Annotated in this window: 22 protein-coding genes; 20 read left to right on the top strand and 2 right to left on the bottom strand. The window is 50.5% G+C overall.

Annotation, left to right across the window (positions count from 1 at the left end):
* The first annotated feature begins 4 nt into the window (after nucleotides 1–4).
* The gene (locus DEP07_RS19580; protein WP_122966030.1) at nucleotides 5–388 is read left to right on the top strand and encodes a RidA family protein; all 384 of its coding nucleotides are present in this window, start codon (nucleotides 5–7) and stop codon (nucleotides 386–388) included.
* 219 nt (nucleotides 389–607) lie between these two features.
* Nucleotides 608–895, top strand: a complete 288-nt coding sequence (spoVG, locus tag DEP07_RS19575) for a septation regulator SpoVG (RefSeq protein WP_005828662.1) — start codon at nucleotides 608–610, stop codon at nucleotides 893–895.
* Nucleotides 896–952: 57 nt separating this feature from the next.
* Here the strand turns inward: spoVG and DEP07_RS19570 are convergent, their stop codons facing one another.
* A complete protein-coding gene (locus DEP07_RS19570) occupies nucleotides 953–1,963 on the bottom strand; it encodes a CobW family GTP-binding protein (RefSeq protein ID WP_287102916.1) in 1,011 nt (336 codons plus the stop codon).
* Nucleotides 1,964–2,158: 195 nt separating this feature from the next.
* Here DEP07_RS19570 and glmU point away from each other — a divergent pair, with 195 nt between their 5' ends.
* The 12 genes from glmU to DEP07_RS19510 all read left to right on the top strand — a co-directional run bounded on the left by glmU (nucleotide 2,159) and on the right by DEP07_RS19510 (nucleotide 17,705).
* Nucleotides 2,159–3,544 carry a bifunctional UDP-N-acetylglucosamine diphosphorylase/glucosamine-1-phosphate N-acetyltransferase GlmU gene (gene glmU, locus DEP07_RS19565; RefSeq protein ID WP_122966028.1) on the top strand — a complete coding sequence of 462 codons (1,386 nt, stop codon included), beginning with the start codon at nucleotides 2,159–2,161 and terminating at the stop codon, nucleotides 3,542–3,544.
* A 22-nt stretch (nucleotides 3,545–3,566) separates the two neighbouring features.
* Nucleotides 3,567–4,517, top strand: a complete 951-nt coding sequence (locus DEP07_RS19560) for a ribose-phosphate diphosphokinase (protein WP_063230325.1) — start codon at nucleotides 3,567–3,569, stop codon at nucleotides 4,515–4,517.
* A 93-nt stretch (nucleotides 4,518–4,610) separates the two neighbouring features.
* Nucleotides 4,611–5,213 carry a 50S ribosomal protein L25 gene (locus DEP07_RS19555; RefSeq protein WP_063230326.1) on the top strand — a complete coding sequence of 201 codons (603 nt, stop codon included), beginning with the start codon at nucleotides 4,611–4,613 and terminating at the stop codon, nucleotides 5,211–5,213.
* A 111-nt stretch (nucleotides 5,214–5,324) separates the two neighbouring features.
* Nucleotides 5,325–5,894 carry an aminoacyl-tRNA hydrolase gene (gene pth, locus DEP07_RS19550; protein WP_063230327.1) on the top strand — a complete coding sequence of 190 codons (570 nt, stop codon included), beginning with the start codon at nucleotides 5,325–5,327 and terminating at the stop codon, nucleotides 5,892–5,894.
* Between the two features lie 94 nt (nucleotides 5,895–5,988).
* Entirely contained in the window at nucleotides 5,989–6,219 is a 231-nt protein-coding gene (locus DEP07_RS19545; protein WP_007726431.1) for an anti-sigma-F factor Fin, read from the top strand.
* Nucleotides 6,220–6,370: 151 nt separating this feature from the next.
* Nucleotides 6,371–9,919, top strand: coding sequence for a transcription-repair coupling factor (mfd, locus tag DEP07_RS19540; RefSeq protein WP_122966027.1), 3,549 nt, complete (start codon nucleotides 6,371–6,373; stop codon nucleotides 9,917–9,919).
* A gap of 33 nt (nucleotides 9,920–9,952) precedes the next feature.
* The gene (locus tag DEP07_RS19535; RefSeq protein WP_122966026.1) at nucleotides 9,953–11,029 is read left to right on the top strand and encodes a peptidylprolyl isomerase; all 1,077 of its coding nucleotides are present in this window, start codon (nucleotides 9,953–9,955) and stop codon (nucleotides 11,027–11,029) included.
* Between the two features lie 237 nt (nucleotides 11,030–11,266).
* Nucleotides 11,267–11,809, top strand: a complete 543-nt coding sequence (gene spoVT, locus DEP07_RS19530; protein WP_092274966.1) for a stage V sporulation protein T — start codon at nucleotides 11,267–11,269, stop codon at nucleotides 11,807–11,809.
* Between the two features lie 157 nt (nucleotides 11,810–11,966).
* Nucleotides 11,967–13,601, top strand: coding sequence for a putative polysaccharide biosynthesis protein (locus tag DEP07_RS19525; protein ID WP_274874659.1), 1,635 nt, complete (start codon nucleotides 11,967–11,969; stop codon nucleotides 13,599–13,601).
* A gap of 33 nt (nucleotides 13,602–13,634) precedes the next feature.
* Nucleotides 13,635–15,122 (top strand): nucleoside triphosphate pyrophosphohydrolase, encoded by a 1,488-nt coding sequence (gene mazG / locus DEP07_RS19520; protein WP_122966024.1) that lies wholly within the window; start codon nucleotides 13,635–13,637, stop codon nucleotides 15,120–15,122.
* Nucleotides 15,123–15,124: 2 nt separating this feature from the next.
* On the top strand, nucleotides 15,125–15,418 hold the full coding sequence (locus DEP07_RS19515; protein ID WP_063230333.1) for an RNA-binding S4 domain-containing protein: 294 nt from the start codon (nucleotides 15,125–15,127) through the stop codon (nucleotides 15,416–15,418).
* A gap of 106 nt (nucleotides 15,419–15,524) precedes the next feature.
* Nucleotides 15,525–17,705 carry a GDYXXLXY domain-containing protein gene (locus DEP07_RS19510; RefSeq protein ID WP_229049786.1) on the top strand — a complete coding sequence of 727 codons (2,181 nt, stop codon included), beginning with the start codon at nucleotides 15,525–15,527 and terminating at the stop codon, nucleotides 17,703–17,705.
* A 44-nt stretch (nucleotides 17,706–17,749) separates the two neighbouring features.
* Here the strand turns inward: DEP07_RS19510 and DEP07_RS19505 are convergent, their stop codons facing one another.
* Nucleotides 17,750–19,039 carry an MDR family MFS transporter gene (locus tag DEP07_RS19505; protein WP_173599735.1) on the bottom strand — a complete coding sequence of 430 codons (1,290 nt, stop codon included), beginning with the start codon at nucleotides 19,037–19,039 and terminating at the stop codon, nucleotides 17,750–17,752.
* A gap of 103 nt (nucleotides 19,040–19,142) precedes the next feature.
* Here DEP07_RS19505 and DEP07_RS19500 point away from each other — a divergent pair, with 103 nt between their 5' ends.
* The 6 genes from DEP07_RS19500 to DEP07_RS19475 all read left to right on the top strand — a co-directional run bounded on the left by DEP07_RS19500 (nucleotide 19,143) and on the right by DEP07_RS19475 (nucleotide 24,826).
* Complete coding sequence (locus DEP07_RS19500) at nucleotides 19,143–20,948, top strand: SgrR family transcriptional regulator (protein WP_173599736.1); 1,806 nt, start codon at nucleotides 19,143–19,145, stop codon at nucleotides 20,946–20,948.
* Between the two features lie 158 nt (nucleotides 20,949–21,106).
* Nucleotides 21,107–23,134, top strand: coding sequence for a copper amine oxidase N-terminal domain-containing protein (locus tag DEP07_RS19495; protein ID WP_173599737.1), 2,028 nt, complete (start codon nucleotides 21,107–21,109; stop codon nucleotides 23,132–23,134).
* 103 nt (nucleotides 23,135–23,237) lie between these two features.
* Nucleotides 23,238–23,522 carry a sporulation protein YabP gene (gene yabP, locus DEP07_RS19490; RefSeq protein ID WP_063230335.1) on the top strand — a complete coding sequence of 95 codons (285 nt, stop codon included), beginning with the start codon at nucleotides 23,238–23,240 and terminating at the stop codon, nucleotides 23,520–23,522.
* Nucleotides 23,519–24,091 carry a spore cortex biosynthesis protein YabQ gene (gene yabQ, locus DEP07_RS19485; RefSeq protein ID WP_173598016.1) on the top strand — a complete coding sequence of 191 codons (573 nt, stop codon included), beginning with the start codon at nucleotides 23,519–23,521 and terminating at the stop codon, nucleotides 24,089–24,091. The genes yabP and yabQ overlap by 4 nt, the downstream gene beginning before the upstream one ends.
* Before the next feature lie 17 nt (nucleotides 24,092–24,108).
* Nucleotides 24,109–24,417: an FtsB family cell division protein gene (locus DEP07_RS19480; RefSeq protein WP_122966020.1), complete on the top strand. Its 309-nt coding sequence runs from the start codon at nucleotides 24,109–24,111 to the stop codon at nucleotides 24,415–24,417.
* Nucleotides 24,418–24,460: 43 nt separating this feature from the next.
* Complete coding sequence (locus tag DEP07_RS19475; RefSeq protein WP_063230338.1) at nucleotides 24,461–24,826, top strand: S1 RNA-binding domain-containing protein; 366 nt, start codon at nucleotides 24,461–24,463, stop codon at nucleotides 24,824–24,826.
* Nucleotides 24,827–24,952 lie beyond the last annotated feature (126 nt).

Genomic DNA, 24,952 nt, shown 5'->3' with positions numbered 1-24,952 from the left:
CAAAATGGCAATCTCTTTTGTTTCAACTGACAAGGCTCCAGCAGCTATCGGCCCGTACAGCCAGGCTGCAAAAGTAGGTCCGTTTCTGTTTGCATCCGGCCAAATCGCGCTGCGTGCGGACGGCACACTGGTAGAAGGCGACGTTGTGGAGCAAACCCATCAGGTGTTCTCCAACATCAAAGCTGTTCTGGCAGAAGCAGGAGGAAACCTCTCGCATGTAGTGAAGGCGACCGTATTCATCAAGGACATGAATGACTTTGCGCAATTGAATGAAGTGTATGGCCAATATTTTGGCGATCACAAGCCTGCTCGCTCTACCGTTGAAGTGGCACGCCTGCCGCGCGATGTAAAAGTAGAGATCGAGATCGTTGCCTATATCGAAGCGTAAGAATAGAATAATTGGAAATTCGACACAGCCTGATGCTCGTTGCGTTAGGCTGTTTTTGCGTTGTTTATAACATGGATAGTAAAAATGTGCCGTGTAAAGAGTTGATGTTATGAACATATTTATATATTTTTTTAAAAATTGCATAACATCAGCAGGAATATTTACCCAGAGGGTGGAAATACTCCTAAACGCGTTTCATAGATAAAGGGAGTGAACTAGATGGAAGTTACAGACGTAAGACTGCGCCGAGTGAATACGGATGGTAGGATGAAAGCGATTGCATCCATTACAATTGACCATGAATTTGTGGTTCATGATATCCGTGTCATTGACGGAAACAACGGCATGTTCGTTGCAATGCCGAGCAAGCGCACACCAGACGGAGAATTTCGCGATATCGCCCATCCGATTTCTTCGACTACCCGTGAAAAGATCCAAGCTGCTGTTTTGACCGAGTATGAACGCGTAGGTCAAGAAGAAGAAAGCACGATCGAAGCGGGTGCGTAAAATAGCACCCAATACAAAAGCACCCTGTCATTTCTGGCAGGGTGCTTCGGCGTCTGATTACCCGTAACATTTGGATAATTTTCTTGTAATTTCCTGTTGATCCATTCCTTCCCCGATAAAAACAGCGACCAGTTTCGGTCCGAAGTTCTCGAATGGAAAGAACAGCACTTGATTGTCCGTGTGCTGGAACGAAATCAGTTCTTTTTTTCCATGAAAGAGCACATACCCCTTTGCCCGATACACGTTTTTGGGCAGATCATACAAAAAATCCTCGAATTTTTTCTCGTCTACCGGCCCAGTAAAAGTGTAGGAAAACGTATCGATGCTGTTGTAAAGCGAAGGTGTGCTCGTTTTCAGGCCGAGCGATTGTTTCAGCCTGTCCATTGTGGACATGCGGCCGATCGTTGTTTGGACGGGAGCAGGGGAGGCAGAATCGGGTTCTCTTACATGCTCGACTCGTTTCACAGCCTGAAGCCAGGAGAGGTCGATGTTCGCCTGCACCGCTTGGTGAATCGGCGCTTTCGGGTTTAGCTCCGCGAGCTTCTGCTTGACGCGCTCCACCAGTTCTGCGCTCGCCATATCTGTTTTGTTGAGCAGGATGAGATCGGCGTATTTGACCTGATTGCGGACGGTCTTCACGAGAGCCGCTGTGGAGGCGAAGCGCGAATTGAGATCCAAAAAGCGGGAAGCATCCACGACGCTGATCGTCCCTTTCAGCTCGATGCGATCGTAAAGCTCGGGATGGGTAAGCGTATCGATGACATCGATCGGGTCGGCGACTCCTGTTGTTTCTATCAAAATGCGATCGGGTTGCAGGGAGTTCAAAATATCCCGCAAGCCTTCTGTCAGTTCCCCTTTGATCGAGCAGCAAATGCAACCGTCCAGCAGCTTTTTTACGGGGAAGCCAAAGCCTTGCAGCTGTTCGCCGTCAATATCTTCCTCGCCCATTTCATTCATCAGGACGACTACGTTTTCGTTCTGGACGCGTAGATGAGTCAGCCATTTTTGCAATAAGGTCGTTTTTCCGCTGCCCAAGTATCCGGTCAGCAAGTAGACATTCGCTGGCATTCCTTCCTGCCTCCTTTATATAACCTCTTTCGCCCATCAATATATCACTTTTTGTCAGATTATTAAATGTTGTCTGTTAGATGAACAACTTTCAGGCAATGTCAGGGAAACGGCGATAATCCTGCATCGATTGTCTTGAAATCCACATATGATTAAGATATAGTCATTGTGGAACTTCTACGATGGAGGGTTGACATGTCTAAGATCCATGCCGTGGTTCTGGCCGCTGGTCAGGGTACGCGGATGAAATCGAAGCTGTACAAGGTTCTGCATCCTGTATGTGGGAAACCAATGGTTCAGCATGTTGTGGATACGATGGTTTCTATGCAGGTTGAGGACATCGTTGTCGTCGTAGGTCATGGTGCTGACGTGGTCCGCGCCAAACTAGGCGAGGGCGTTACTTACGCACTGCAAGAAGAACAATTGGGAACGGCGCATGCCGTTTCGCAGGCAGCGCCGTTTTTACAGGATAAAGAAGGCACTACGTTTCTTTTGTACGGAGACGTTCCCCTCTTGTCTGAACAGACGTTGTCCGCCTTGCTGACCTATCACGAAGAGCAGCAAGCGGCTGCAACTGTATTGACCGCCGTGCTCCCCGATCCGACAGGCTACGGGCGCATCGTGCGCAACGAGGCGGGCGAAGTATTGCGAATCGTGGAACATAAGGACGCCACAGAAGCGGAACGGGCGGTCCAGGAAATTAACACGGGCATATACTGTTATGACAATCGCAAATTATGGAAAGCCTTGGCGGAAGTGAAAAATGACAACGCGCAAGGCGAATACTATGTAACAGACGTTGTCGGCATTTTGCGGGAAGCGGGCGAAAAGGTAGTGGCGTACGAAGCGGTTGACCCTGAGGAAACGATGGGCGTCAATGATCGTGTGCAGCTGTCTGAAGCGGAAGCGTATATGCGGAAGCGGATTGCCAACGGCCATATGCGCAATGGTGTTACCATCATTGATCCGGCTTCTACGTATATCGAGGCAGATGTCGTCATCGGGGCCGATACGGTTATCCAACCGGGTACATTTTTGCGCGGACGGACAACCATTGGCACGGATTGCGTCATTGGGCCACAGGCTGACTTGACCGATGTGCAGGTTGGTTCCGGCGTCACCATTTCCTATTCGGTCATGGTAGAGTCAAGTGTGGAAGCAGAGTCGGCAGTCGGGCCATTCGCCTACATTCGTCCAGGCTCGCAAATTGGCCGCAAAGCGAAGATCGGTGATTTCGTCGAATTGAAAAATACAAAGATCGGCGACGGAAGCAAAGTACCTCACCTCAGCTATGTAGGTGACGCGGAAATTGGCGATGGCGTGAACATCGGCTGTGGTACGATAACCGTCAATTACGACGGGGCAGTCAAGCATAAGACAATCGTCCAGGACGGAGCGTTCATTGGTTGCAACAGCAATCTGGTGGCTCCCGTTACCGTTGGACAAAATGCGTATGTAGCAGCAGGATCGACCATCACTCAGGATGTGCCTGACAATGCGCTTGCGATCGCACGTGAGCGTCAAGTGAATAAACCAGATTACGCTAACAAAATGCCTCGCAAGGGCAAAAAGCAATCATAACGGGAGGTTCTAAGAGAAGATCATGGCTAATTACCGCGACCCCAAACTGAAGGTATTTACGTGCAACGCAAACCCTGAATTGGCAAAAGAAATCGCTGAACACATTGGTGTACCGCTCGGAAATGCACAAGCTGTGCGCTTTAGTGACGGCGAATGCCAAATTAAATTGAATGAAAGCGTTCGCGGTTGTGACGTATTTGTTATTCAGCCAACGTCTGCTCCCGTTAATGAGCATTTGATGGAGCTTTTGGTAATGGTCGATGCACTGAAACGCGCATCTGCAAAAAGCATCAACGTTGTTATTCCTTACTACGGATATGCCAGACAAGATCGCAAGGCGCGCGCACGTGATCCGATCACAGCAAAACTGGTTGCCAACCTGATTGAAACCGCAGGAGCGCAACGTGTAATTACCATGGATCTGCACGCAACACAAATCCAGGGATTCTTCGACATTCCTGTGGACCATCTGCTCGGTGTGCCGATTTTGGGCAAACACTTCTCCGAAAAAGGCTTGAAGGACATCGTAGTCGTATCGCCTGACCATGGCGGCGTAACTCGTGCCCGCAAGCTGGCTGAGCGTCTGGAAGCGCCAATCGCCATTATCGACAAGCGCCGCCCAGAGCCAAACGTAGCGGAAGTCATGAACATCGTCGGTAATATCGAAGGCAAGACTGCCATCATTATTGACGATATCATTGATACAGCGGGAACAATCACCCTGGCTGCCAATGCATTGGTAGAAGCTGGTGCCCGCGAAGTTTACGCATGTTGCACACACCCTGTTCTGTCCGGTCCAGCAATCGAGCGTATCGCCAACTCGAAGATCAAAGAGTTGATCGTAACCAATTCGATCCCGCTGACCCAAGAGCAAATTATCGACAAAATCACCGTTCTGTCCGTAGCGCCGATCATTGGCGAAGCGATCATTCGCGTACACGAAGAACTGTCTGTCAGCAAGCTGTTCGATTAAGGCAAGCATCCCCTTTTAGGGGATTGAAATAAACCTCCTTTGGACAAGCTAGTGAGGAAACTTTTACTAGCTAGGGTCCGAGGAGGTTTTTTTGTGGAAGCGATAAAGGCTCAAGTGCGCAACCAAACAACAGGCAATTCCGTAAAGGTGCTGCGGCGTGAAGGCTGGGTGCCTGGTGTCGTGTACGGAAGCGATGTAAGCAGTCAGTCGATTCAAATCAATGGACGGGAGCTGGATGCAGCCTTGCGTCACCAGACGACAAACAAGCCGTTCCGGTTGGATGTGGATGGAACTACCCATGATGTGATGGTAAACGAATTGCAACGCCATCCTTTGCAGGGCAACATTTTGCATGCCGATTTCAAGAAAATCAATATGAACGAAAAAATGCAGACGTCGGTACCTGTCCTCATGACGGGAGATCCTGAATTGGGAGTAGCGACGCTTGTGCGCCATAACGTAGAGGTCAACTGCTTGCCAAGCAATATTCCGGGATCGTTCCTGGTGAACGTGGACGGCTTCCAGATTGGAGACGTTGTTTTGGCAGCCGACCTGGAAGTTCCGGCGGGAGTAGAGCTGCTGGTTGACCCTACAGAAGTGCTGATCAGTGTCCTGCCAGTGAAGGCCAAGTCGGAAGAGTCGATCGAAGCGGAGCAAGAGGCGGAAGCCGTAGCAGAGAAGGCTGCGGCTGAATAAGAAAAAAGTCGAATGATGGAAAGAAGGGGCCGAGTTGATGACTGCGGGCCCTTTTTCTTTTGTTACCGATGTCATTCTAGTACAATGGGGAGAGAGTAGGAGGGAATGAACGTGAAAGTAATCATTGGATTGGGCAATCCAGGTAAAAAATATGAAGACACCAGACATAATGCCGGATTCATGGCCATAGATAAGATTAGCGACAAATGGGGCATTCCCGTTACGCAAAACAAGTTTCGCGCTCTTGTCGGCGAAGGCCGGGTGGAAGGCGAAAAGGTGCTGCTTGTCAAACCGCAGACGTACATGAATCTGTCCGGTGAGTCAGTCGCAGAAATCTTGAAATTTTACAAGCTGATTCCGGATGATCTGGTTGTCATTTTTGACGATCTCGACTTGCCGACCGGACAGCTTCGCCTGCGTGAAAAAGGCAGTGCTGGTGGTCACAACGGCATCAAGTCGATGATTCAACATTTGGGAACCCAGGAATTTAAACGCATCAAGGTCGGGATCAGCCGTCCAGAGCCAGGGCGCAGTGTGAGCGACTACGTGCTGCAATCGTTCCCTGCTGCGGAGAGAACGCTGATTCAGGAAGCTGTGGAGCATGCTGCTGATGCAGCGGCGATGTGGACGAGAGAGCCTTTTATTAAAGTGATGAACCAGTTTAACAGCCTGCAAAAATAAGCGGCGGCACACAGGAGTCAGGCTTGCCGCTAGTATGATTTTCCACCCAACCGACCATACTAAGCGATATGAAAGGTATGGGGGTGGCATATGCATGAGCATTCGCTATACGTGTCGTTGCTGCGGCATGAAAATCGCGGAATTTGACGAATCGCAAGTGACAGAAGCGCAGCTCGGGTTTGATTCCTTGACCCCGGAGGAGCGTGCTCTTATAATATCGAGAGAACAAAGTGGAGATACGGTCGTCAGCATCACGTGCGACTACTGCCGTGAAGCGCTGATTCAGCATCCAGAGCTTTCGCTAGTTGGAAACCCACTTCAATAAATAAGTGGATACTCGTTAGGAAGGCTTGCACTGACAAGGCCTTAGCTTGGGGAGCTAAGGCTTCTTTTCGCATGGTCGACCCGCGGGCAAATCGCTTGACCAGTCATGCTCTGGCTGTAGATGACAGAAGAATTAGAGAGGGGATTAGTGAATGCAAGTCATCATTAACCCGATGAAACAAGACTCGAACGTCGGGACAATTGTGGCTGGTTTGGAGAAAGGTCTGCATGAGCAGCTTGTCTCCGGTCTAGCAGGCTCAGCCCGACAGACACTGATGGCGGCACTGAAACAGATGACCGGGCGTCCGGTTTGTGTCGTCACGCATAACATGTACCAAGCACAAAAAGTATACGAGGATCTTATTGAGCTGGTTCCTTCTGATCAAGTGCTGCTTTATCCGGGAAACGAGCTGATTGGCTCTGAGCTTGCCATCGCCAGTCCCGAGATGCTGGCGCAGCGCATTCATGTATTCAACCGTCTGGCCCAAGGCTTTACGGGTTTTTTGGTTGCGCCATTCGCCGGATTGCGCCGCCTGGTTGTGCCTCCCGAAGTGTGGAAAGAGGCGCAGATTACGCTGTCTGTCGGTGACGAGCTGGATATCGAATCGTTTTTGTCCCGCTGTATCGAGCTTGGTTACGAGCGCGTCGATATGGTCGAGCGAAAAGGCGAACTGAGCGTTCGCGGCGGAATTATCGACCTGTACCCGATTGATTCCGAGTGGCCTGTGCGCATCGAGCTGTTCGATGTGGAGATTGACTCGATCCGTACGTTCGACATGCTTTCCCAGCGCTCGCTTGAATCGGTGCAAACCTACATTTTGGGCCCGGCAAAAGAAATGATCGCCTCTACGCCTTTGCTGATGGAAGCGGCTGTTCGCTTAGAGCAGAAGCTCGGTGAAACCGTTGCCAAGCTGAAAGATGGCGCCGCCAAGGAAAAAGTGGTCGAGCGGATTGGTTCGGATGTCGAGCGTATGAAACAAGGGCAGCGTTTTGCTCAGCTGTACTCGTACGTTTCCGTCATTTATCCGTCACAGGACACGCTGATCTCCTACATGCCGTCTGAAACCCTCTTGATCATGGATGAGCCTTCCCGCGTTTTGGATACGGCAGCACAGCTGCAAAAAGAAGAAGCAGAGTGGCTGACCGGACGAATCATTCAGGGCGAGTACATGGCTAACCTGAGCCTGTCCCGCACTTATGAAGACATCGTTTCCCACAAGAAGCGGCAGATTGTCCACCTGTCTTTGTTCCTCCGACAATCTCCCAAGACCCAGCCGCAAAACATCGTCAACCTGACCTGTCGCACTATGCAGAACTTCCACGGACAGATGAATGTGCTGAAAACAGAGCTGGCCCGCTGGAAAAAGTCTCAGGACCAGATCGTTTTTGTCGCGGCCGATCTGGAGCGTGCCAAACGTCTGGAGCGCGTCCTGCACGATTATGAGATGGAAGCAGATGTGTTGACCGAAGCGGTTGAGGTGGTGCCGCCAGGGCGTCCTACGATTATCTTGGGGAACCTCCAGACAGGCTTCGAGCTGCCCCTGAACAAGCTGGTCGTTATTACGGAGGGCGAAGTATTTACCGCCAAGCAGCGTAAAGCGCGCAAAGTTCAGCAGACGATGAACAATGCGGAGCGGATCAAAAATTACTTGGAGCTAAAGCCCGGCGATTTTGTGGTGCACATCAATCACGGGATTGGGAAATACCTTGGAATTGAAACCAAGGAAATACTCGGAATTCATAAAGATTACCTTCACATTCAATACGCAGCAGGCGACAGCCTGTTTGTGCCGATCGATCAAATCGACCATGTGCAAAAGTACGTGGCGAGCGAAGAAGCCCAGCCGAAAATCTACAGCTTGGGCGGAAGCGAATGGAAGCGGGTCAAAAACAAAGTTCAGTCTTCCGTCAAAGACATTGCCGAGGATTTGATCAAGCTGTACGCTGCGCGCGAAGCAGCGGTCGGTCACGCCTTTTCCTCAGATACAACCGAGCAGCGCGATTTTGAGTCGATGTTCCCGTATCAGGAGACTCCCGACCAGTTGCGGGCAATCGCTGAGGTCAAAAGCGATATGGAGCGCAGACGCCCGATGGATCGCCTCGTTTGCGGAGACGTGGGTTACGGAAAAACAGAAGTGGCGATTCGCGCAGCGTTCAAGGCTGTCATGGACGGCAAACAGGTGGCTGTTCTCGTTCCGACGACGATTTTGGCGCAGCAGCATTACGAGACGTTTCGTGAGCGTTTTGCCGACTACCCGATCAGGGTTGAGGTGTTGAGCCGTTTTCGCTCGCGCAAGGAACAAAACGCTACGTTAAAAGGACTGAAGGAAGGCACTGTCGATGTCGTCATCGGAACGCATCGTCTGCTGTCCAAAGACTTGACGTTCCGCGAACTCGGACTGCTCATCGTCGACGAGGAGCAGCGTTTCGGTGTGAGTCACAAAGAAAAGCTGAAGCAAATCAAGACAAATGTCGATGTTATCACGTTGACCGCGACGCCAATCCCGCGGACGCTGCACATGTCGATGCTGGGTGTGCGCGACTTGTCTGTCATCGAGACACCGCCAGAAAACCGTTTCCCTGTGCAGACGTACGTAATGGAATACAGTCCTGCGCTGGTGAGAGAAGCGATTGAGCGCGAGATGGCGCGCGACGGCCAAGTATTTTTCCTCTACAATCAGGTGCAAGGCATTGAGCAGATGGCTGAACAAATATCCATGCTCGTGCCTGATGCACGGATCGCGGTAGCGCACGGCCAGATGAATGAGAGCGAGCTGGAAGGCGTCATCCTCGACTTTTTGGAAGGGAATTTTGACGTGTTGGTCAGCACGACGATCATTGAGACCGGGGTGGACATCCCGAACGTGAACACGCTGATCATCCACAATGCCGACAAAATGGGCCTGTCCCAGCTGTATCAGCTTCGCGGACGGGTTGGACGTTCGAACCGGATTGCTTATGCTTACTTCACATACCAACGGGACAAGGTGCTGACAGAAGTCGCAGAAAAACGGCTTCAGGCGATCAAGGAATTTACGGAACTCGGCTCCGGCTTCAAGATCGCGATGCGCGACTTGTCGATCCGGGGGGCTGGTAATTTGCTCGGTGCCGAGCAGCACGGGTTTATCAATACAGTCGGTTTCGACCTGTACAGCCAGATGCTCAAGGAAGCGATTGACGAGTTGAAGGGAGAGGTCAAACAGGAAGCGGTTACGCCTGTGGAAATCAATCTCCAGCTCGATGCTTACATCCCGTCTATGTACATTACCGACAGCCGGCAAAAGATCGAGATGTACAAAAAGTTTGTGGCGGTATCCACGCTGGAGGATGTCGACGATCTGGCAGAGGAATTGTTGGACCGTTTCGGCCCTGTTCCGCAGCCGGTTGACAATCTCCTGACCATTTCCCGTTTGCGTGTCTATGCGCTGCAACACCACATCACCGAGATCAGCCAAAAAAATCCGGATGAAATCAAGCTCGTTCTCCATCCTAGCCAAAACAACAACATTGATGGCGGTGCTCTGTTTGCGCTTGCCAGCAACTGGAGCCGGAGGTTGGGGCTCTCAGGTGGACAACAGATCACGATTACTGTTAAAGTAAAGGGGTTAAGGGAAGACGAAGGTGTACAGCTGATCGAGAAGCTGCTTCGTCAATTTCACCAGGTGCGTAAAGACACCGGTACGGAGAGTCCTGTGTCCTAATGGGCAGAGGACTTGCCAGGAAGGGAGATTTCTATGAAACGTTCTGTAGCGATCTTGTCTTCTGCTGTTTTGGTCGTGGCGCTCATGACGGGCTGCGGCAAGGCAGAAGAAAATGCTCAGCAAAACCAAAATCCATCCAGTCAGACAGACGGTAATAAACAAGGAAACCAAGCGACTGATGCCAACGATCCTTTGACACAATTTCCTAAGCTGACTCTGCCATATACAGCAGATGCGAAGGCTGTGGTTGTTGAGTATCAGGGTGGAACGATTACAGGTCAGGAGTTCGAAGAGTTCCTGCGCGTAATCAACTTCATGAACCCGCAACAAGGCACGATGATCGAGGCTGCCGACAATCAAGCGCTGAAAGCTTTTGCACGCGAGTACACGGCAACGAAAATTTTGGCCAGTCGCTCAGACGATGCCATGAAAAAAGAAGCCAAGGACTTGGCGGATAAAACCTTTGAAAAAATCAAAGGTCAGTACATGGGCTTCCTGGGCAAGGATGAAGCCAAGTTCACAAAGCTGATGGAAGGCCAAGGGGTCACCAAAGAAATGGTAACCAACCAAATGGCGCTCATCAACGAATCGATTACCGTTCTGAAAAAGAACATCAGCGACAATACGCTGAAGCAAGAATTTGACAAAATGGATAAGGCATCGCGCACCGTTGCATCCGTACGCCACATCCTGATTTCGACAGAACAGCGCAAGCCTGAGGAAGCATTGAAAATCGCCAACGACCTCGAAGCGCGTCTGAAAAAGGGTGAGGACTTCGCCAAGCTGGCGAAGGAGTTTACCGATGACCCTGGAAGCAAGGAAAACGGCGGTCTGTACGCAGATGCCGACGTAAGCCAATGGGTGCCTGAGTTCAAGGACGCAGCGATTACACAAAAAGTGGGCGAAGTAGGCCCGCCAGTGAAAACAAGCTTTGGCTACCACATCATTAAAGTGGAAAACCGCAAAGAAAAAACCTTCGACGAAATGAAGGAGCAGCTTCGCGCAGGTGCGCTGGAGTCTGGCTATGACGCTTTTGGCAAAAACGAGCTGGACAAGCTGATCACGAAATACAACGTGCCTGCATCCAAAAACGAGGCCGCTCCAAAATAATAAGTCGTCTGATCAAAAACAGGGAATCCGTTTCCCTGTTTTTTCGTTTTCTCGCATATTCTTGAAGCGTGGGCAAATACTATTATCACTCGCTACCACCCGGGGGAGAGTAACAAAGCAATTGGTAAAAATTGATGCAAGCACCCATAGTTAAAATTAGAATTTGAGGAAAAAATACAAGTAACCAACCACCATTTATTCACTACCCACTTCTCAGGGAAAGCGAGGCAACATGACATGAAAGCAACTGGTATCGTTCGTCGAATTGACGACCTCGGTCGGGTCGTGATTCCTAAGGAGATTCGTCGTACACTGCGCATTCGTGAAGGCGACCCGCTTGAGATTTTTGTGGATCGTGACGGAGAAGTCATTCTCAAAAAGTATTCACCGATTGGAGAACTGGGTGATTTTGCAAAAGAATACGCTGACTCCCTGTACGAAAGCATGAATCATACGGTATTAATCTCAGACCGTGACAGTGTGATCGCTGTCGCTGGCGCATCGAAAAAAGAATATCTGGAAAAAGCGATTGGCAGCATTGTGGAGAAGTGTTTGGAGGAACGCAAGACGCGACTGGAGAAAAACGCCGGTTCTTATGAAATTTGCCGCGACATGAGTGAAACGTACGGTTCCTTTGTCGTCGCTCCGATTGTAGCGGGAGGGGACCCGATCGGTTCTGTCATCCTGCTCAACAAAAATGAATCGACGAAGATGAGTGATTTGGAGATGAAAATGTCGGAAACAGCGGCCGGTTTCCTGGCAAAGCAAATGGAACAATAGCAAGAACAAAAACAGCCTCGGACAAAAGAGGCTGTTTTTTTGTCGTAAAAAAATCAGCTGATCCTGTTGCGTTCAGGGCTTGGCAAATTTTTTCTCGCCGATTTGCTTGTGGTATAATGGACGAAGTTTCTGGTTGGAGAGGAGAAATTTCACGCACATGGCTCAAGAAAAGGCATCTGTTCAATTTGTGAAAGGCGCCGCAATATTAGGGGTTGCCGGTCTTGTCTCCAAGCTGCTTGGCGCAGTATACCGCATTCCATACCAAAACATTGCCGGAGATATCGGCTTGTACGTATATATGCAAGTATACCCGCTGTATACCACGTTGTTGATCCTGGCGACGGCAGGCTTTCCTATCGCCATCTCCAAGATCGTCTCGGAGCGCGTCGCAATCGGCGATACGCTGGGAGCGCGAAGAGCGTTCCGTGTTGCCAGTATTGCGCTGGTCGTGCTCGGCTTGTTTTTCTTTATGCTGTTGTACACAGGAGCACCAGTCATTGCCCGGTTCATGGGGGATGAGCATTTGACGACTCCGCTGCGTGCTGTTGCCTGGTCCCTGCCGCTCGTGCCGATGGCAGCGATCTTGCGCGGGTATTTTCAAGGACATCAAAACATGATGCCAACAGGAGTATCACAAGTTATTGAGCAGTTGATTCGCGTTATTTTCATTTTGGTCGCCGCTTTCTGGGCGATGAACGTTTACCAGGATGCTTATCTCGCTGGTACGGGAGCGGTGTTTGCCGCATTTCCCGGCGGTATTGCCGCCATCCTCGTCTTGCTTTGGTACTGGAGAAGAGACAAGCAGGGCGCCCAACTGATTCCGGAAAGGACTCAGCAAGCAGGAGTGAGCGCCTGGACCAACCGTCAGGTGCTGCGCAGCCTGTTGATGTATGCGGTTCCGATTTGCATGGGGGCGCTTGTTTTGCCGCTCGTCCCGCTTGTCGATTCTGTTACCGTCGTGAACATGCTGCAAATCAGCGGGACCCCGGAAGGTTTGGCCAAACTGGCAAAAGGGGCATTTGACCGCGGGCAACCGCTCATTCAGTTCGGTACATTTTTTGCCACCTCGCTGTCTTTGGCGCTTGTGCCTGCGATCAGCGAAGCAGTCGCCCAGCGTCAGCATCAAATGATTGCGAACCGTTCCGAAATCGCCATTCGCCTGACATTCTTGCTGGGACTCCCGGCATCGTTTGGGTTGGCCCTGCTTGCCGAGCCGATCAACGTCATGCTGTACGGCGATAAAAACGGAACCGAAGCGCTTGCGGTTCAATCCTTCACGATTATTTTTGCCACATTGAGCATTGCCAGCGCGGGAATTTTGCAAGGGTTGGGGCGCGTCATGCGGCCTGCGCGCAACTTGTTTATCGGTGTGCTCGTCAAACTCATATTAAACCTTGCGCTCGTCCCTCTTTGGGGGATTTCCGGCGCGGCACTGTCTACGGTCATTGCCTATCTCGTAGCGATGGGGTTGAACGTGCTCGCTGTGAAAAAATATACAGGGGCGCAGATTGGATTGCGCCAAACAGTCAAAAAGCCGTTTTTGTCTGTCATCGTCATGTCAGTGGTTGTCCTGATTGTGGAATGGGGAGCAACGGCCTTGCTCGGGAAGGCAGGCATGTCTGAACGACTGTTCCAGACGCTGGTTGGACTGCTTGCCGTTGGTGCAGGGGCAGTAGTGTATGTGCTGGCGCTTTTGAAAACAGGCGGGCTTACGAGAAACGACATTCATTTCCTGCCAAAAGGAAAACGAATTGCTGCGCTGTTGACACGGTTCCAGCTTCTCCCCAAATAAAAGGCATGAGGTAGTCGAGTGGAGGCGAAACGATTGGATAAGAACAAAAATACGATTACGGTAGTGGGGCTGGGCGCAGGTGACCTCGATCAGCTTCCGTATGGGATTTATCGGACACTCAAACAGGCTGACCAGCTGTACTTGAGAACGAAAGAGCATCCTGTTGTCGCGCAGTTGGCAAGCGAAGGCGTCGCCCTGACCTCTTTTGACGAAGTGTACGAGCAGCACGACGGCTTCGCCGAGGTGTACGCAGACATCGTCGAACGGCTGTTGGGCAAAGTGCAGGAAGCAGGTCATATCGTGTACGCCGTTCCTGGCCATCCTTTGGTGGCGGAACGCACGGTTCAGTTGTTGCTTGAAGAAGGCCCGAATCGCGGCGTGCAGATTGAGATCGGCGGCGGGCAAAGCTTTATCGACCCCCTTTTCGCAAGACTGCACATCGACCCGATCGAGGGCTTTTCCTTGCTCGACGGGACGGCTCTCTCGGCGCATCAAGTGTCGCCAGGGCTGCACACGATTATCGCGCAAGTATACGATGCTTTCGTCGCATCGGATGTGAAGCTGACTTTGATGGAAGTGTTGCCGGATGATTACGTGGTAACGGTGGCTACAGCTGTCGGCGTAGCGGGCCAAGAGCGGATCGAGAGCGTTCCGCTGTACGAGCTGGACCGGGTCGAGCATTTCGGCAATTTGTCTTTGGTGTACGTGCCGCCAACTACAGACGACACCGTATCATACCGTCAGTTTTCTTATTTAAAAGAGATCGTCGCCATTTTGCGCAGTCCGGATGGCTGCCCGTGGGATCGCGAGCAGACGCATCAAAGCATTCGCAAAAATTTGATCGAAGAAACGTACGAGGTACTGGAAACGATTGATGACGAAGACCCGGATGCGATGTGCGAGGAGTTGGGTGATTTGTTGATGCAGATCATGCTGCATTCGCAAATCGCAGCGGAAGATGGATATTTTACCGTCGACGATGTGGTTGCGACTTTGAATGAGAAGCTGGTGCGCCGTCATCCGCACGTATTCGGAGAAAAGAGTGCCAATGATTCAGAGGAAGCGCTCGCGAACTGGCAAGAAATCAAGGCACAGGAAAAAGCGGCAAAAGGAATCGACGTGGCCGCCGCGTCCAAACTTTCCGGTATTCCGCGCGATCTGCCAGCACTGATGTACGCTTACAAGCTTCAGAAAAAAGCAGCGGAAGTCGGCTTCGACTGGGACGATATTGCAGATGTGTACAAAAAGGTAGAAGAGGAATACAACGAGCTGCGGGAAGCGTCCGCAGAAGAGCGCGCTGGCGAATTGGGCGATTTGCTCTTTGCCGTGGTCAATCTGGCTCGTTTCCTCAAAATTGATCCGGAAGAAGCGCTGGCACTGACAAACAACAAGTTCAAAAAGCGTTTTTCCTATATCGAAGGGAAGCTGCACGAAGCTGGCCGCACCTTTGAACAAACCGATTTGCAGGAAATGGACAAATGGTGGGAGGAAGCCAAACACCAGACAAAAGGGAGAGAGTAAGGATGAGACTGGATAAGTATTTGAAAGTATCCCGCCTGATCAAGCGCCGTACGCTGGCAAAAGAAGTGTGCGACAAAGCTCGGGTAGAAATCAACGATCGTCCGGCCAAAGCATCCAGCAACGTGAAAATTGGCGACAAGCTGGCGATCCGTTTCGGACAAAAGATCGTTTCCGTAAAAGTAGAAGACATCAAGGAAAATCCGCGCAAAGAAGAAGCAGCGTCGCTCTATACGGTCATTGGTGAAGTTCCCGTGCCACGTGACGAAAAAGAAGAGGACGCTTACTTGAAAGGGTAACGTGCCCAGGATTGCAACTTGGACTGCCATTACGGCAGTCTTTTTTTTGACAAGGCTGCTGGTGGCACAAAACCGCAGGACGTTTTTTCTGCAAAAGAAGGATATAATGGAAATACATGAAAGCAAATCAGAAGGGATGGTGGTGCAGATGGAACAAAGGGGAGTTCAGACGGGGTACTTCTTGGCCATTTCACTTTTGCTTTCAGCCCTGTTTTACTTTTTCGCCTCCAACTGGCCGATGCTGGACAGATGGGAGAAAATAGGTGTCAGTGTCACTGTATTGGTTCTTTTTTATCTCTCATCCTATGTCACGTCCGTGTTGTTGAAACGTCATGCTTTCCTCAGCAATTGGCTGCTGGTTGCCGGAGGTCTGGCATTTGGACTTTGTGTCGCTCTTTTAGGGCAGATTTACAACTCTCACGCCGATAGCTACATGCTGTTTGTCGTCTGGCTGATTCCTAACCTGCTCTTCGCGATTTTTACGCGCTACCAGCCTTTTTACGTGATCAGCTATGTTTTGGCGCATCTGGCCCTGATCTTTTTCCTCGAACCGACAGTCGTTCACGTATCGCGCGAGAGCGAATGGTGGTACATGATTTTCTGGCTGGTCGCACTTGGCAATATGGTGCTTTTTTGGCTGACGTCGACGCGAAAGCTGCCGTCTCAACCGATCTATTATTTGTCCTTTCTCGTCTTTTCCGTCAGCTTGTTCATCTCATCGTTTGTCGAAGTGTACGATGCATTGCCTGAAATTCTGTATCTTTTGGTCGGAGCCGTCCTGTTCGTAACCTTTTTGAAATGGCTGCCCAACCGCGGACTGCTGATTGCGACAGCTTCCATGCTGTCTTTGTTCCTGCTCGCGAAGTTTTTCTGGTATATGCTTGAGTATTACTCTGAGGGCTTTTTCCTCGTGGCGCTGTTGGCGGCTGCGGGTCTTGTCTGGGGGGCGGTCGTGGGCATCAACTGGCTGCGCAAGGAATCGGCGCATCAAAAAAGCAAGTGGGTGCAATTTTTCCAGGAAGCATTTACGGTGCTGGTAACGACGATTGCCGCATTCATTGGAGCCATCTCGCTGACCGGGCTGCTCGTTCTTGTATTCGATGACGAATCGGTGTTGTATTTTATCTTTTTCCTGTCGCTGCTCGGGTTTCTTGCCCCGGCTTTGTTGCTTCCGAAAATGAATGCAACGGTTCGTTATACATTGCTTACGATAGGCTATTTGCTCGGAATCGGCTCCTCGCTGTTTCTGGAAGGCTATTATTGGGTGGTCTTCCTCGCCGTTTTGCTCTACGTGTGGAAGGCGGCAGCTGGCATTCCCGCGCGGCTCTTGACCCAACTCGCCTTTCTGCTCGTGCTCTATTTCAAGCTTACGAACAACATGTTCATGCAGGATACGACGGTGCTTTTGATCCTGTTTGTGTTCCAAATGGGGATGTATTACGTCCGAAGCCTGCCCACCGTCTTGCGAAACAGCTCCCTCGTCTACGGCTTGCTGTCCTTGCTTGCGTTGACCGAGCTTCATTTTGAATCATTTGCCGTGAATTTGCTGATTCAAGCCGGGTTCTTTGTCTTCACGACTTATTTGCTTTATCAGACCTTGCACAGGAAGAGCAAAAGCGCTTTCGGCATCGTTCTCGCCTTCTGGTTTGCCTTTTTGCTGATGAAGTATTACGACCTGTTGTGGAGCTTGCTGCATAAATCGTTGAGTCTGCTGCTTTTGAGCATCGTCTTTTTCCTCGTCAGCTATTGGCTGGAGCGGCGCGTACAGTCAGACACGCCGATAATGTCGCCAGTCTTTGCGAAGCGGCCGCTAATTTTGCTGATGATTATGCTGCTTCAACTTGTTTTGGCAGGCTACCAGGTGTACAGCAGCGAGACGATTTTGTCCCAAGGAACCTCCGTCAAGCTGAAGCTGGCGCCAGTCGACCCACGCTCGCTGTTGCAAGGCGATTATGTGAGATTGAACTACGACATATCGACACTTGCAGACGAGGAGCTTCCTTCCGGGGAAAAAGTCCGTGTCGTATTACGGAAGCAAGAACAGAATGTGTACGGCTACAGTGGCTACTATGAAAAAGCAGGCGTCTGGAACAAGCCTTATACGGCTGATCCGTCCGATGTCGTCATCAATGGGAAAACAGTCGGATGGGGCCAGGTTGAGTACGGAATCGAGAGCTATTTTGTCCCTGAAGGAACAGGATTGGAAGTACAGGAAAATGCAAAGTTTGCGACGATCAGAGTCGGAGCCAAGGGCGATGCCTTGCTGGAGAGCCTGTCGTCGGAATAAAGATGAAGCATCTTGAAAAGAAACAGCAAGAAGCTGTCCGAGCATTATCGGGCAGCTTCTTTTGCATGGGTCATCGGGACATGAGTCTGTTCCAGTTGCGATACGACATGGCGGACGATCAACATGCCCGTAACCCCGAGCAGGAAAAACAGCAGCGCCATCAGATAGGAAGGGAAAATAGCCCCCAGCGTAATTCCAGCCGTTCCGATGATTCTGGCGCCCTGAAACACAAGGCCGTTCACTGCCATGTAGGAACTGCGGGCGTCATCGCGGACAATCCGGGCGAGAAAGGTTTGCCTGGTCGGAATGTGAATCAGCTCCCCCCAAGTGGCGATTAGCATAGCCGCCATCAGCAGGAAAAGGGAATTGCTGTACAGGATTACCGTATAGCCGACGATGTACAACAGCCCGCCAACGTACATGGCAGAAGCTTCTCGCGCATGGCGGATCAGCCTCGTGATAAAGAGGGAGAGCAAGACCACCAGGAGCGTATTTTCCAACTGAATGAGACTGAACATTTTCAGACCAGTCAGTTCAACGGCAAACCAATCGAAAAGCGAGATGCTTTGGGACGGGAACTCGTGGGATAGCCTTACAGCGACGTAGTTCGCAGTCTGGAACTCCAGGGAAAAGATAAACAGACCTCCCAGCGAGTACAGCAAAAAGCGACGATCCGTTATTACCTGCCTGTAGCTTTTTATGACATCTACGAGAACGTTTGCGCCTGCAAAAGGAGTTCGTTGCGCCCTGTCCTTTTGCGGAAAATACGATTCCTGCATGCGCGCAGACATCATGTAGAGCGTGAACAAACTGACCAAGGTTAGGGCAATAAACAGCTCGAAACGGTGCGTGGCAAACAGCAGTCCGCCGAGAACGGAGCCGATCGCAATCGACAAGTTGGAAGCCCAGTAATTGATGCTGTACATGAAGGTGCGGTTTTCCGCGGTGCTCACATCAATCAGCATCGCATCGGCTGCTGGACTAATCAGCCCATTGCTCGCGCTTTGCAAGAGCATCATGGCAAAAGTGAGCCAAGCGGAATCGAGCCACGGTGAATTGGCAAGCGTCATGATCAGGAAAGCGGCACATTGGACCGATTGACCGTATACCATTACTTTTTTTCTGCCCCAGCGATCAGCCAGATAGCCCCCGTAAAAACCGAGCAAAATCTGAGTGAGCAACGTCAGACTTAACAAAAACCCTGTCAAAGCCAACCCCATTTTGGCAGAAAAGTAGATGGCCATGAACGGGAAAATCATATTTCCAACCAGTTTCGTCAGAAAGGAAGTCACGATGCGAATGCGGATATTCGGGTGTAGTTCAAACAAACTCATGTGCAGACCACCTCTCCTTTTTCTTGACTAAATTGTAGCTGTTAAAAGGAGAAGAAAAAGAGTAAGATCGCAGTAATGATTTCACCTTTTAGGATGGATGAACATGAAAAGTCATGAACACTTTACGCAAATGTTGCTCGGTTTTTCCGCTTGGGAGCCGGGGGCAGAGCTGACGGTCGGAATTACGGAATTAGCGGAGCTGCTTTGTTGCACACCGCGCAATGTGAAGCTGATCTTACGCAAATGGGAGAGGGAAGGGCTGCTGAGATGGCAGCCGGGCGTGGGCAGAGGCAACCATTCTACGCTGACGATTCTTTGTGATGTCAGCCAGTTTTTGACCGATTCCTTTCACGAGCTGCTTTCACAAGGAAACGTTCGGGAGGCGGTGGAGCTTTTACAGCATAAAAGCTTGCCTGTAAACGTCCGGCGCTGCTTGCAGGAAGTGTGGGACGCTCAATTTGGCTTTGTCGCAGAGGAAGGCGAGAGCAGACGCCAGGATGTTCTGCGCATTCCGCGGGAGCGCGTGCTTTCGACTCTTGATCCGGCATTTGTTGCTGTATCGGCGGAGAGTCACTTTATTCAACAAATTTGCCATACACTCATTATTTTCAATCCTGCTTCCCAGTCCTTTCAGCCTCAACTAGCCTACGCCTGGGAAAGCGATCAGGAGAAGCGGACTTGGACGTTTTATTTGCGCAAAGGCGTGCGGTTTCACCATGGGCGCGTGTTTACGGGAAAAGATGTCGCCTATACGATTCAGCGCCTCGTCGACCTCGACTCGCCTTATCGCTGGCAGGTCGAGGACATCGTGAGCATCGAGCACCCTGACGATTGCACGGTCATCTTTCATTTGCGGGAGCCGAACGGATTTTTCCTGCATTATGCCGCGTCTATCGCACTGTCGGTTTTGCCGCATGATGTGCCGTTTTCCGAGCGTGCGATAGTAGGAACGGGGCCGTTTCGCATGCTGGAATTTACCGAGGACAAGCTGGTGCTTGGCGCTTTCGAAGACTATTACCGGGAGAGAGCGATATTGGATCGGGTAGAAATTTGGCGGGTATCGGGCGCGGAACAGACGAAGATGCGGTACCAGTTGCCGGAGCAGACAGAGCAGACAGTGTCGTCCTCAACAGTTTTGCAAGGCGATGGCGATGGCGGCAACAACATCGAGTTTCAAGAGATCGGTTGTTATTACTTGAGCTTCAACTTTAACAAACCAGGCATTCAGCATGACTTCTATTTTCGGCAGGCAATCAAGCATCTGCTCGATCCCGTTCAGATGATCGAAAAGCTGAGAACACAAAACCGATCTCCCGCAGGCAGCTTCCTCCCGTCCCGAAGCCAGCAAATGACTTTTCAATCATCAACGATAGAAGAGGCGGCAGCTTGTTTGCAAAAAAGCGCCTACCAGGGAGAGACGGTTGTTCTTTTGTACGGGGAAGGAAAACAATATGGCGAGGAGGCGGAATGGCTGCGGCAAAGATGTGAGCAAATCGGTATCCGGCTTGAAGCGAGGAGCGCGACGAAAGCCGAGACGTTGTCCGACTTTGCTGAAAAACATGCGGATATGTGCATGATGGGAGAAGTGCTGCAACGCGATATTGAGCTGGGCTTGATTGAAATCTACAAAAATAAATGCACGATGGTGTACCGTTTCCTCGATGACAAAAAGCGGGAGATTGTGAACAGGCAATTGGCTGGGGTGTTCGGTTTGGAACAGCAGGAGGAGCGCCTGGAAGCTTTGGCACGCATCGAGGACATGCTGAGAGATGAGTTGTGGATTTTATTTATTCACCATGCAAGGCGCATTGACCGCTATCATCCGGCTCTGCAAGGGATCACGCTGGATTCTTTTGGCTGGATTGATTTTTCAAAACTGTGGGTTAAGTCATTCGTTACCAGTCTGTAACCCTTTCTTGCCTTACTTTTCCTATCATAGAAGGAATTGCAGCGCAGGGTTTGATTTTGTGCTGCAGGCCGCTTGCGGTCACATCCATATTGGAAAAACGGCGAGCGAATCGCCACCCCGTTCGGGGAAGTTTTTCAGAGGAGAAGGAGGCGTTACCGTTGAACAAAAGCGCGAAGAAAGGGATCTCTGTCCTGCTGGCGACTACGGTGCTAACAAGTCCGTTTGTGATGGAGCCAAAAGCTGCTCAAGCTCTTTCCATCGAAGAGGTTTCAGCAGATGATACAGGTGCGGAAGAAGAAACGGAATATACGATTGAGTTTGAAATCGACAAGGAACTGAAATCAGGCGACACGATCTACGTTCGGTTCCCTTCTGACTATTCCGTAGACAAAAAGCTGAAAAAATCCGACGTTTCGGTTAAGGATGACGGCGACAAGGTTACGATTGACAGCGTATCTGTAAGTAAAAACGTGGTGGAAATCGAAATCGGGGATCGCATTAAAAAAGGCTCCGTAGTGACTGTGGAAATCGATAACATCACCAACCCCGATGATAAGGGCAGCTATTCCATAGAGGTCAAAACAAGCAGCGAAAGTACCTATAAAAGCAAAAAAATCTCGATTGGCAAGTCCTCTTCCAGCAGCAGTAGCAGCAAGGGGGATTTCGAAGCTTCTCACAGCAACAAAAATGCAGAAGAAAGCATTTCGCTGACGCTCGGCAAATTCACTCTGGCTTCCAAAAGCAAGCTCAAAGAGGGCAAATACATTTATGTAGACTTCCCAACGAGAGACATGCTGCCGAAAAGCATCAGCAAGTCCGATGTAAAGGTCAACGGTTACAAGGCTGATTACGTGACGATAATCGACAGCGATACCGTGCGAATCGAAGTGCCGAGCGGTGCTGACGGAGACAACTATATCAAACTGGAGTTCAGCTCATCGGCAGGCATTGTGAATCCGTCCGATCCTGGCAAGTCCTACTATTACACATTGGAGTACGACAGTAAAAAGTACAAATCCAAGGACGTGGAAATCTCAGGCGCCAGCAGCACGCCTTTCTCAGTTTCCTTGTCTGATAGCTCCGTGGGAGCGAGAAGCAGCTATACGCTTGATTTCGATTTGTCCAGCAAGCTGTACAGCAATTCGGATATTCAGGTCGAGTTCCCTGAGTGGGGAATGGTGCCGCCTGTTCTCTCCAGCTCCAATGTGACCGTCAACGGCGATCAGGTGACGGGACTTAGCGTGAACGGGAACAAGGTGTCATTTCGCACGCCCAGCGGCTTTTCCAGCTCGAATCGCCTGAGTGTCAAATTCGCGTACGACGGCTATCTGGTCAACCCGAAATCCGCAGGGAGCTACACGATTACGGCAAAAGTCGATAACAAAACATACAAGTCCAAAGATTTTCAAATTAGCGGCGTAGTTGCCCCTGTTCCTGTAGACAACACGCAGGCTACGATCGGGCTTACCAGAGCTACCGCATCGACTCCGGCCGGATTGCAGATTGGCATCAAAGCACTGGGCGCTCCGATTGTCCGCAGCCAGGGCTTTATTGAAGTGGTTCTTCCTGTCGGCTTCAAGGTGCCAGCTTATGTGCCAACAAATACAGTAACCGTGAACGGCGTGGCAGCCAATTACGTAGGCGCGCGCGGACAAAATCTGATCATCGTGCCTTCCACAGACATCCCGGCGCGTGCTGCGGTGCAAGTCAACGTGGCTGAATCGGCGGGGATTGTAAATCCGGGTACGCCGGGCGTCTACAGCATCGGCGTCTATACCTCTGAAGAGAAGGGCTTGCTGTTCGCCCGTCCTGCCAATGTAGTGGCTCTGAACGGTGTGAGCTTCAAGGCGAACGTCGCGACCTTCACGAAAGCAGGCAAAACGACAAAACTGGCCGTTGCTCCGTATACAGTAAACGGCAACACGCTCATGCCGACTACATTTTTCCGCGATGCTCTCGGCTTCTCGGTCAGCTACACGAAAACGACAGCAAAAGTCGTCAGCGGCAACACGGTGATGCAGTTCAAGGTCGGCTCCAACATCGTGAACGTCAACGGACAAAACGTTACCTTGCCGGCAGCGGTTCAGTTGAAAAACAACATTCCTACCTTGCCGCTCAAGACGATTGCCGATCGTACCGGCTACAAAATCATTTATGTGAACGGCAACTATACCGTGTACAAATAAGAGTGGCAAAAGCAACCCCGCAGGTCAGCGGGGTTTTTTTGTTCTAAAAGGACATCCCCCTCCATACGATGGTACAAGAAGGGTACGTTAGGGGGGAGTAATCATGAACGACCACACGAAGCGGCCGCGCCACGAAATCGTGATGATCAATCGACGCAGTTTAGCGATTTCGGGAGTAAAAAACGTCGAAAGCTTTGACAGTGAAGAATTCCTCTTGGAAACGGACGGCGGCTTTTTAACCATACGAGGCCAAAACCTGCATATGAAAAATTTGAGTCTGGAAACCGGAGAAGTGGCGATCGAGGGCCTGGTTCACGAAATGGCGTATCTGGAACAAGGTCAGGCCGGAGATCGGTCGAGAGGATTCTTCGGCAAGTTGTTCAAGTGAACATCATCCTTCAGTTGCAGACGGTTTTGGCCATGTCGACGTGCGGGGCTCTTATGGGAATGGGATTTGATACGTATCATGTGTTCAAAGGGAAGAGCAGGATGCCGCTCTGGCTGGTCTTCTTCTTTGATGTCCTGTTTTGGGTTGGCAGTATGGGAGCCGTTTTCTGGATTTTAGTAAAAGTAAACGACGGGATAATTCGTTTTCCCATCTTTTTTGGAATGATTTTCGGTGCGTGGCTGTATTTTTTATTAGGAAGTAAGAAGTATATCCTTTTTTTAAACCGCATGATAAAATTTTGTCAGTGGTTATACCGAACGGTCATACAAATTATTGATACCCTGGTTGTACGTCCCGTGCTCTTTATTTACCGAGTGATCCTGATGGTGCTGGCATTTTTTTATTCCATGTTGCTCATGATCCTCGGCTTTTTGTGGAAAGTGACACGTTTTGTCATCTCTCCTTTTGCCAAATGGGGTCAACATTTGGGGAAAAAAATGTTCGGAAAAACAACAGGAATCTGGACCAATTGGAAGAATTGGTTTCACTCAAAGAGAAAGCGGGAGTAATCCGAGGTGGCGAAATGATGAAACAGGCAACGACCTCTCCAACCAATCGAAAAGGACAAAGACGAAGAATGCGGCTCTTTTTCTTTTTTATCCTGTGCTTTTTCGTCTGGACTGGCTATACACTCTACTTGCAGAGCGGAGTGTTGGCTGAAAAGAGCAGCGAACTGGAAGCACTCAAGCAGGAATCGGTTGTCTTGAAGCAAAAGGAAGAGGAACTGACGTATGAGGCAAGCCGCTTGAACGACCAGGAATATTTGGCCGAGCTGGCGCGCAAACGAATTTACTACACCAAGCAGGGCGAGAGCATTTACGTGATTCCGGAATAAGCTCACAGTGTGATCTTCTAGGAGAGGGAGGCTTTCCACGTACATGGGAGTCGAGATCGGGAGCAAACTGGAAGGAAAAGTCACTGGCATCACGAAATTTGGCGCGTTTGTAGAGTTGCCTGGAAATGTGACCGGACTGGTGCATATCAGTGAAGTTGCCGACGTATATGTGAAAGATATTCACCAATTTTTGAAAATCGGCGATATCGTAACGGTAAAAGTCCTCAGTGTGAAGGAAGGCAAGATCGGGCTGTCTATCAAAAAGGCGCAGGAAAAAGAGCGCCAGCCCCGCCAACAGCGGGAACGCACAGAAGGCTTTGAAGATAAGCTCAATCGCTTCCTCAAAGAAAGCGAAGACCGCCAGTCCTCTCTGAAAAAGAGCGGAGATAAAAAGGGACGTGGCCGGTGAATATTGATCGGAAAATTATGACTTTTCTTTCTTTGTTAAAAGCACAGTTTGACAGAAAAAAGAGGAAGGTCATTTTGAAGTAGTGACGAATAAGGTATCGTAAGCCCGTTTCGCAAAGCGCGAATC

This window comes from Brevibacillus sp. (assembly GCF_003521185.1).
In the GTDB taxonomy this organism is placed as follows: domain Bacteria; phylum Bacillota; class Bacilli; order Brevibacillales; family Brevibacillaceae; genus Brevibacillus; species Brevibacillus parabrevis.
This window is presented reverse-complemented; position numbering and strand designations above follow the sequence as displayed.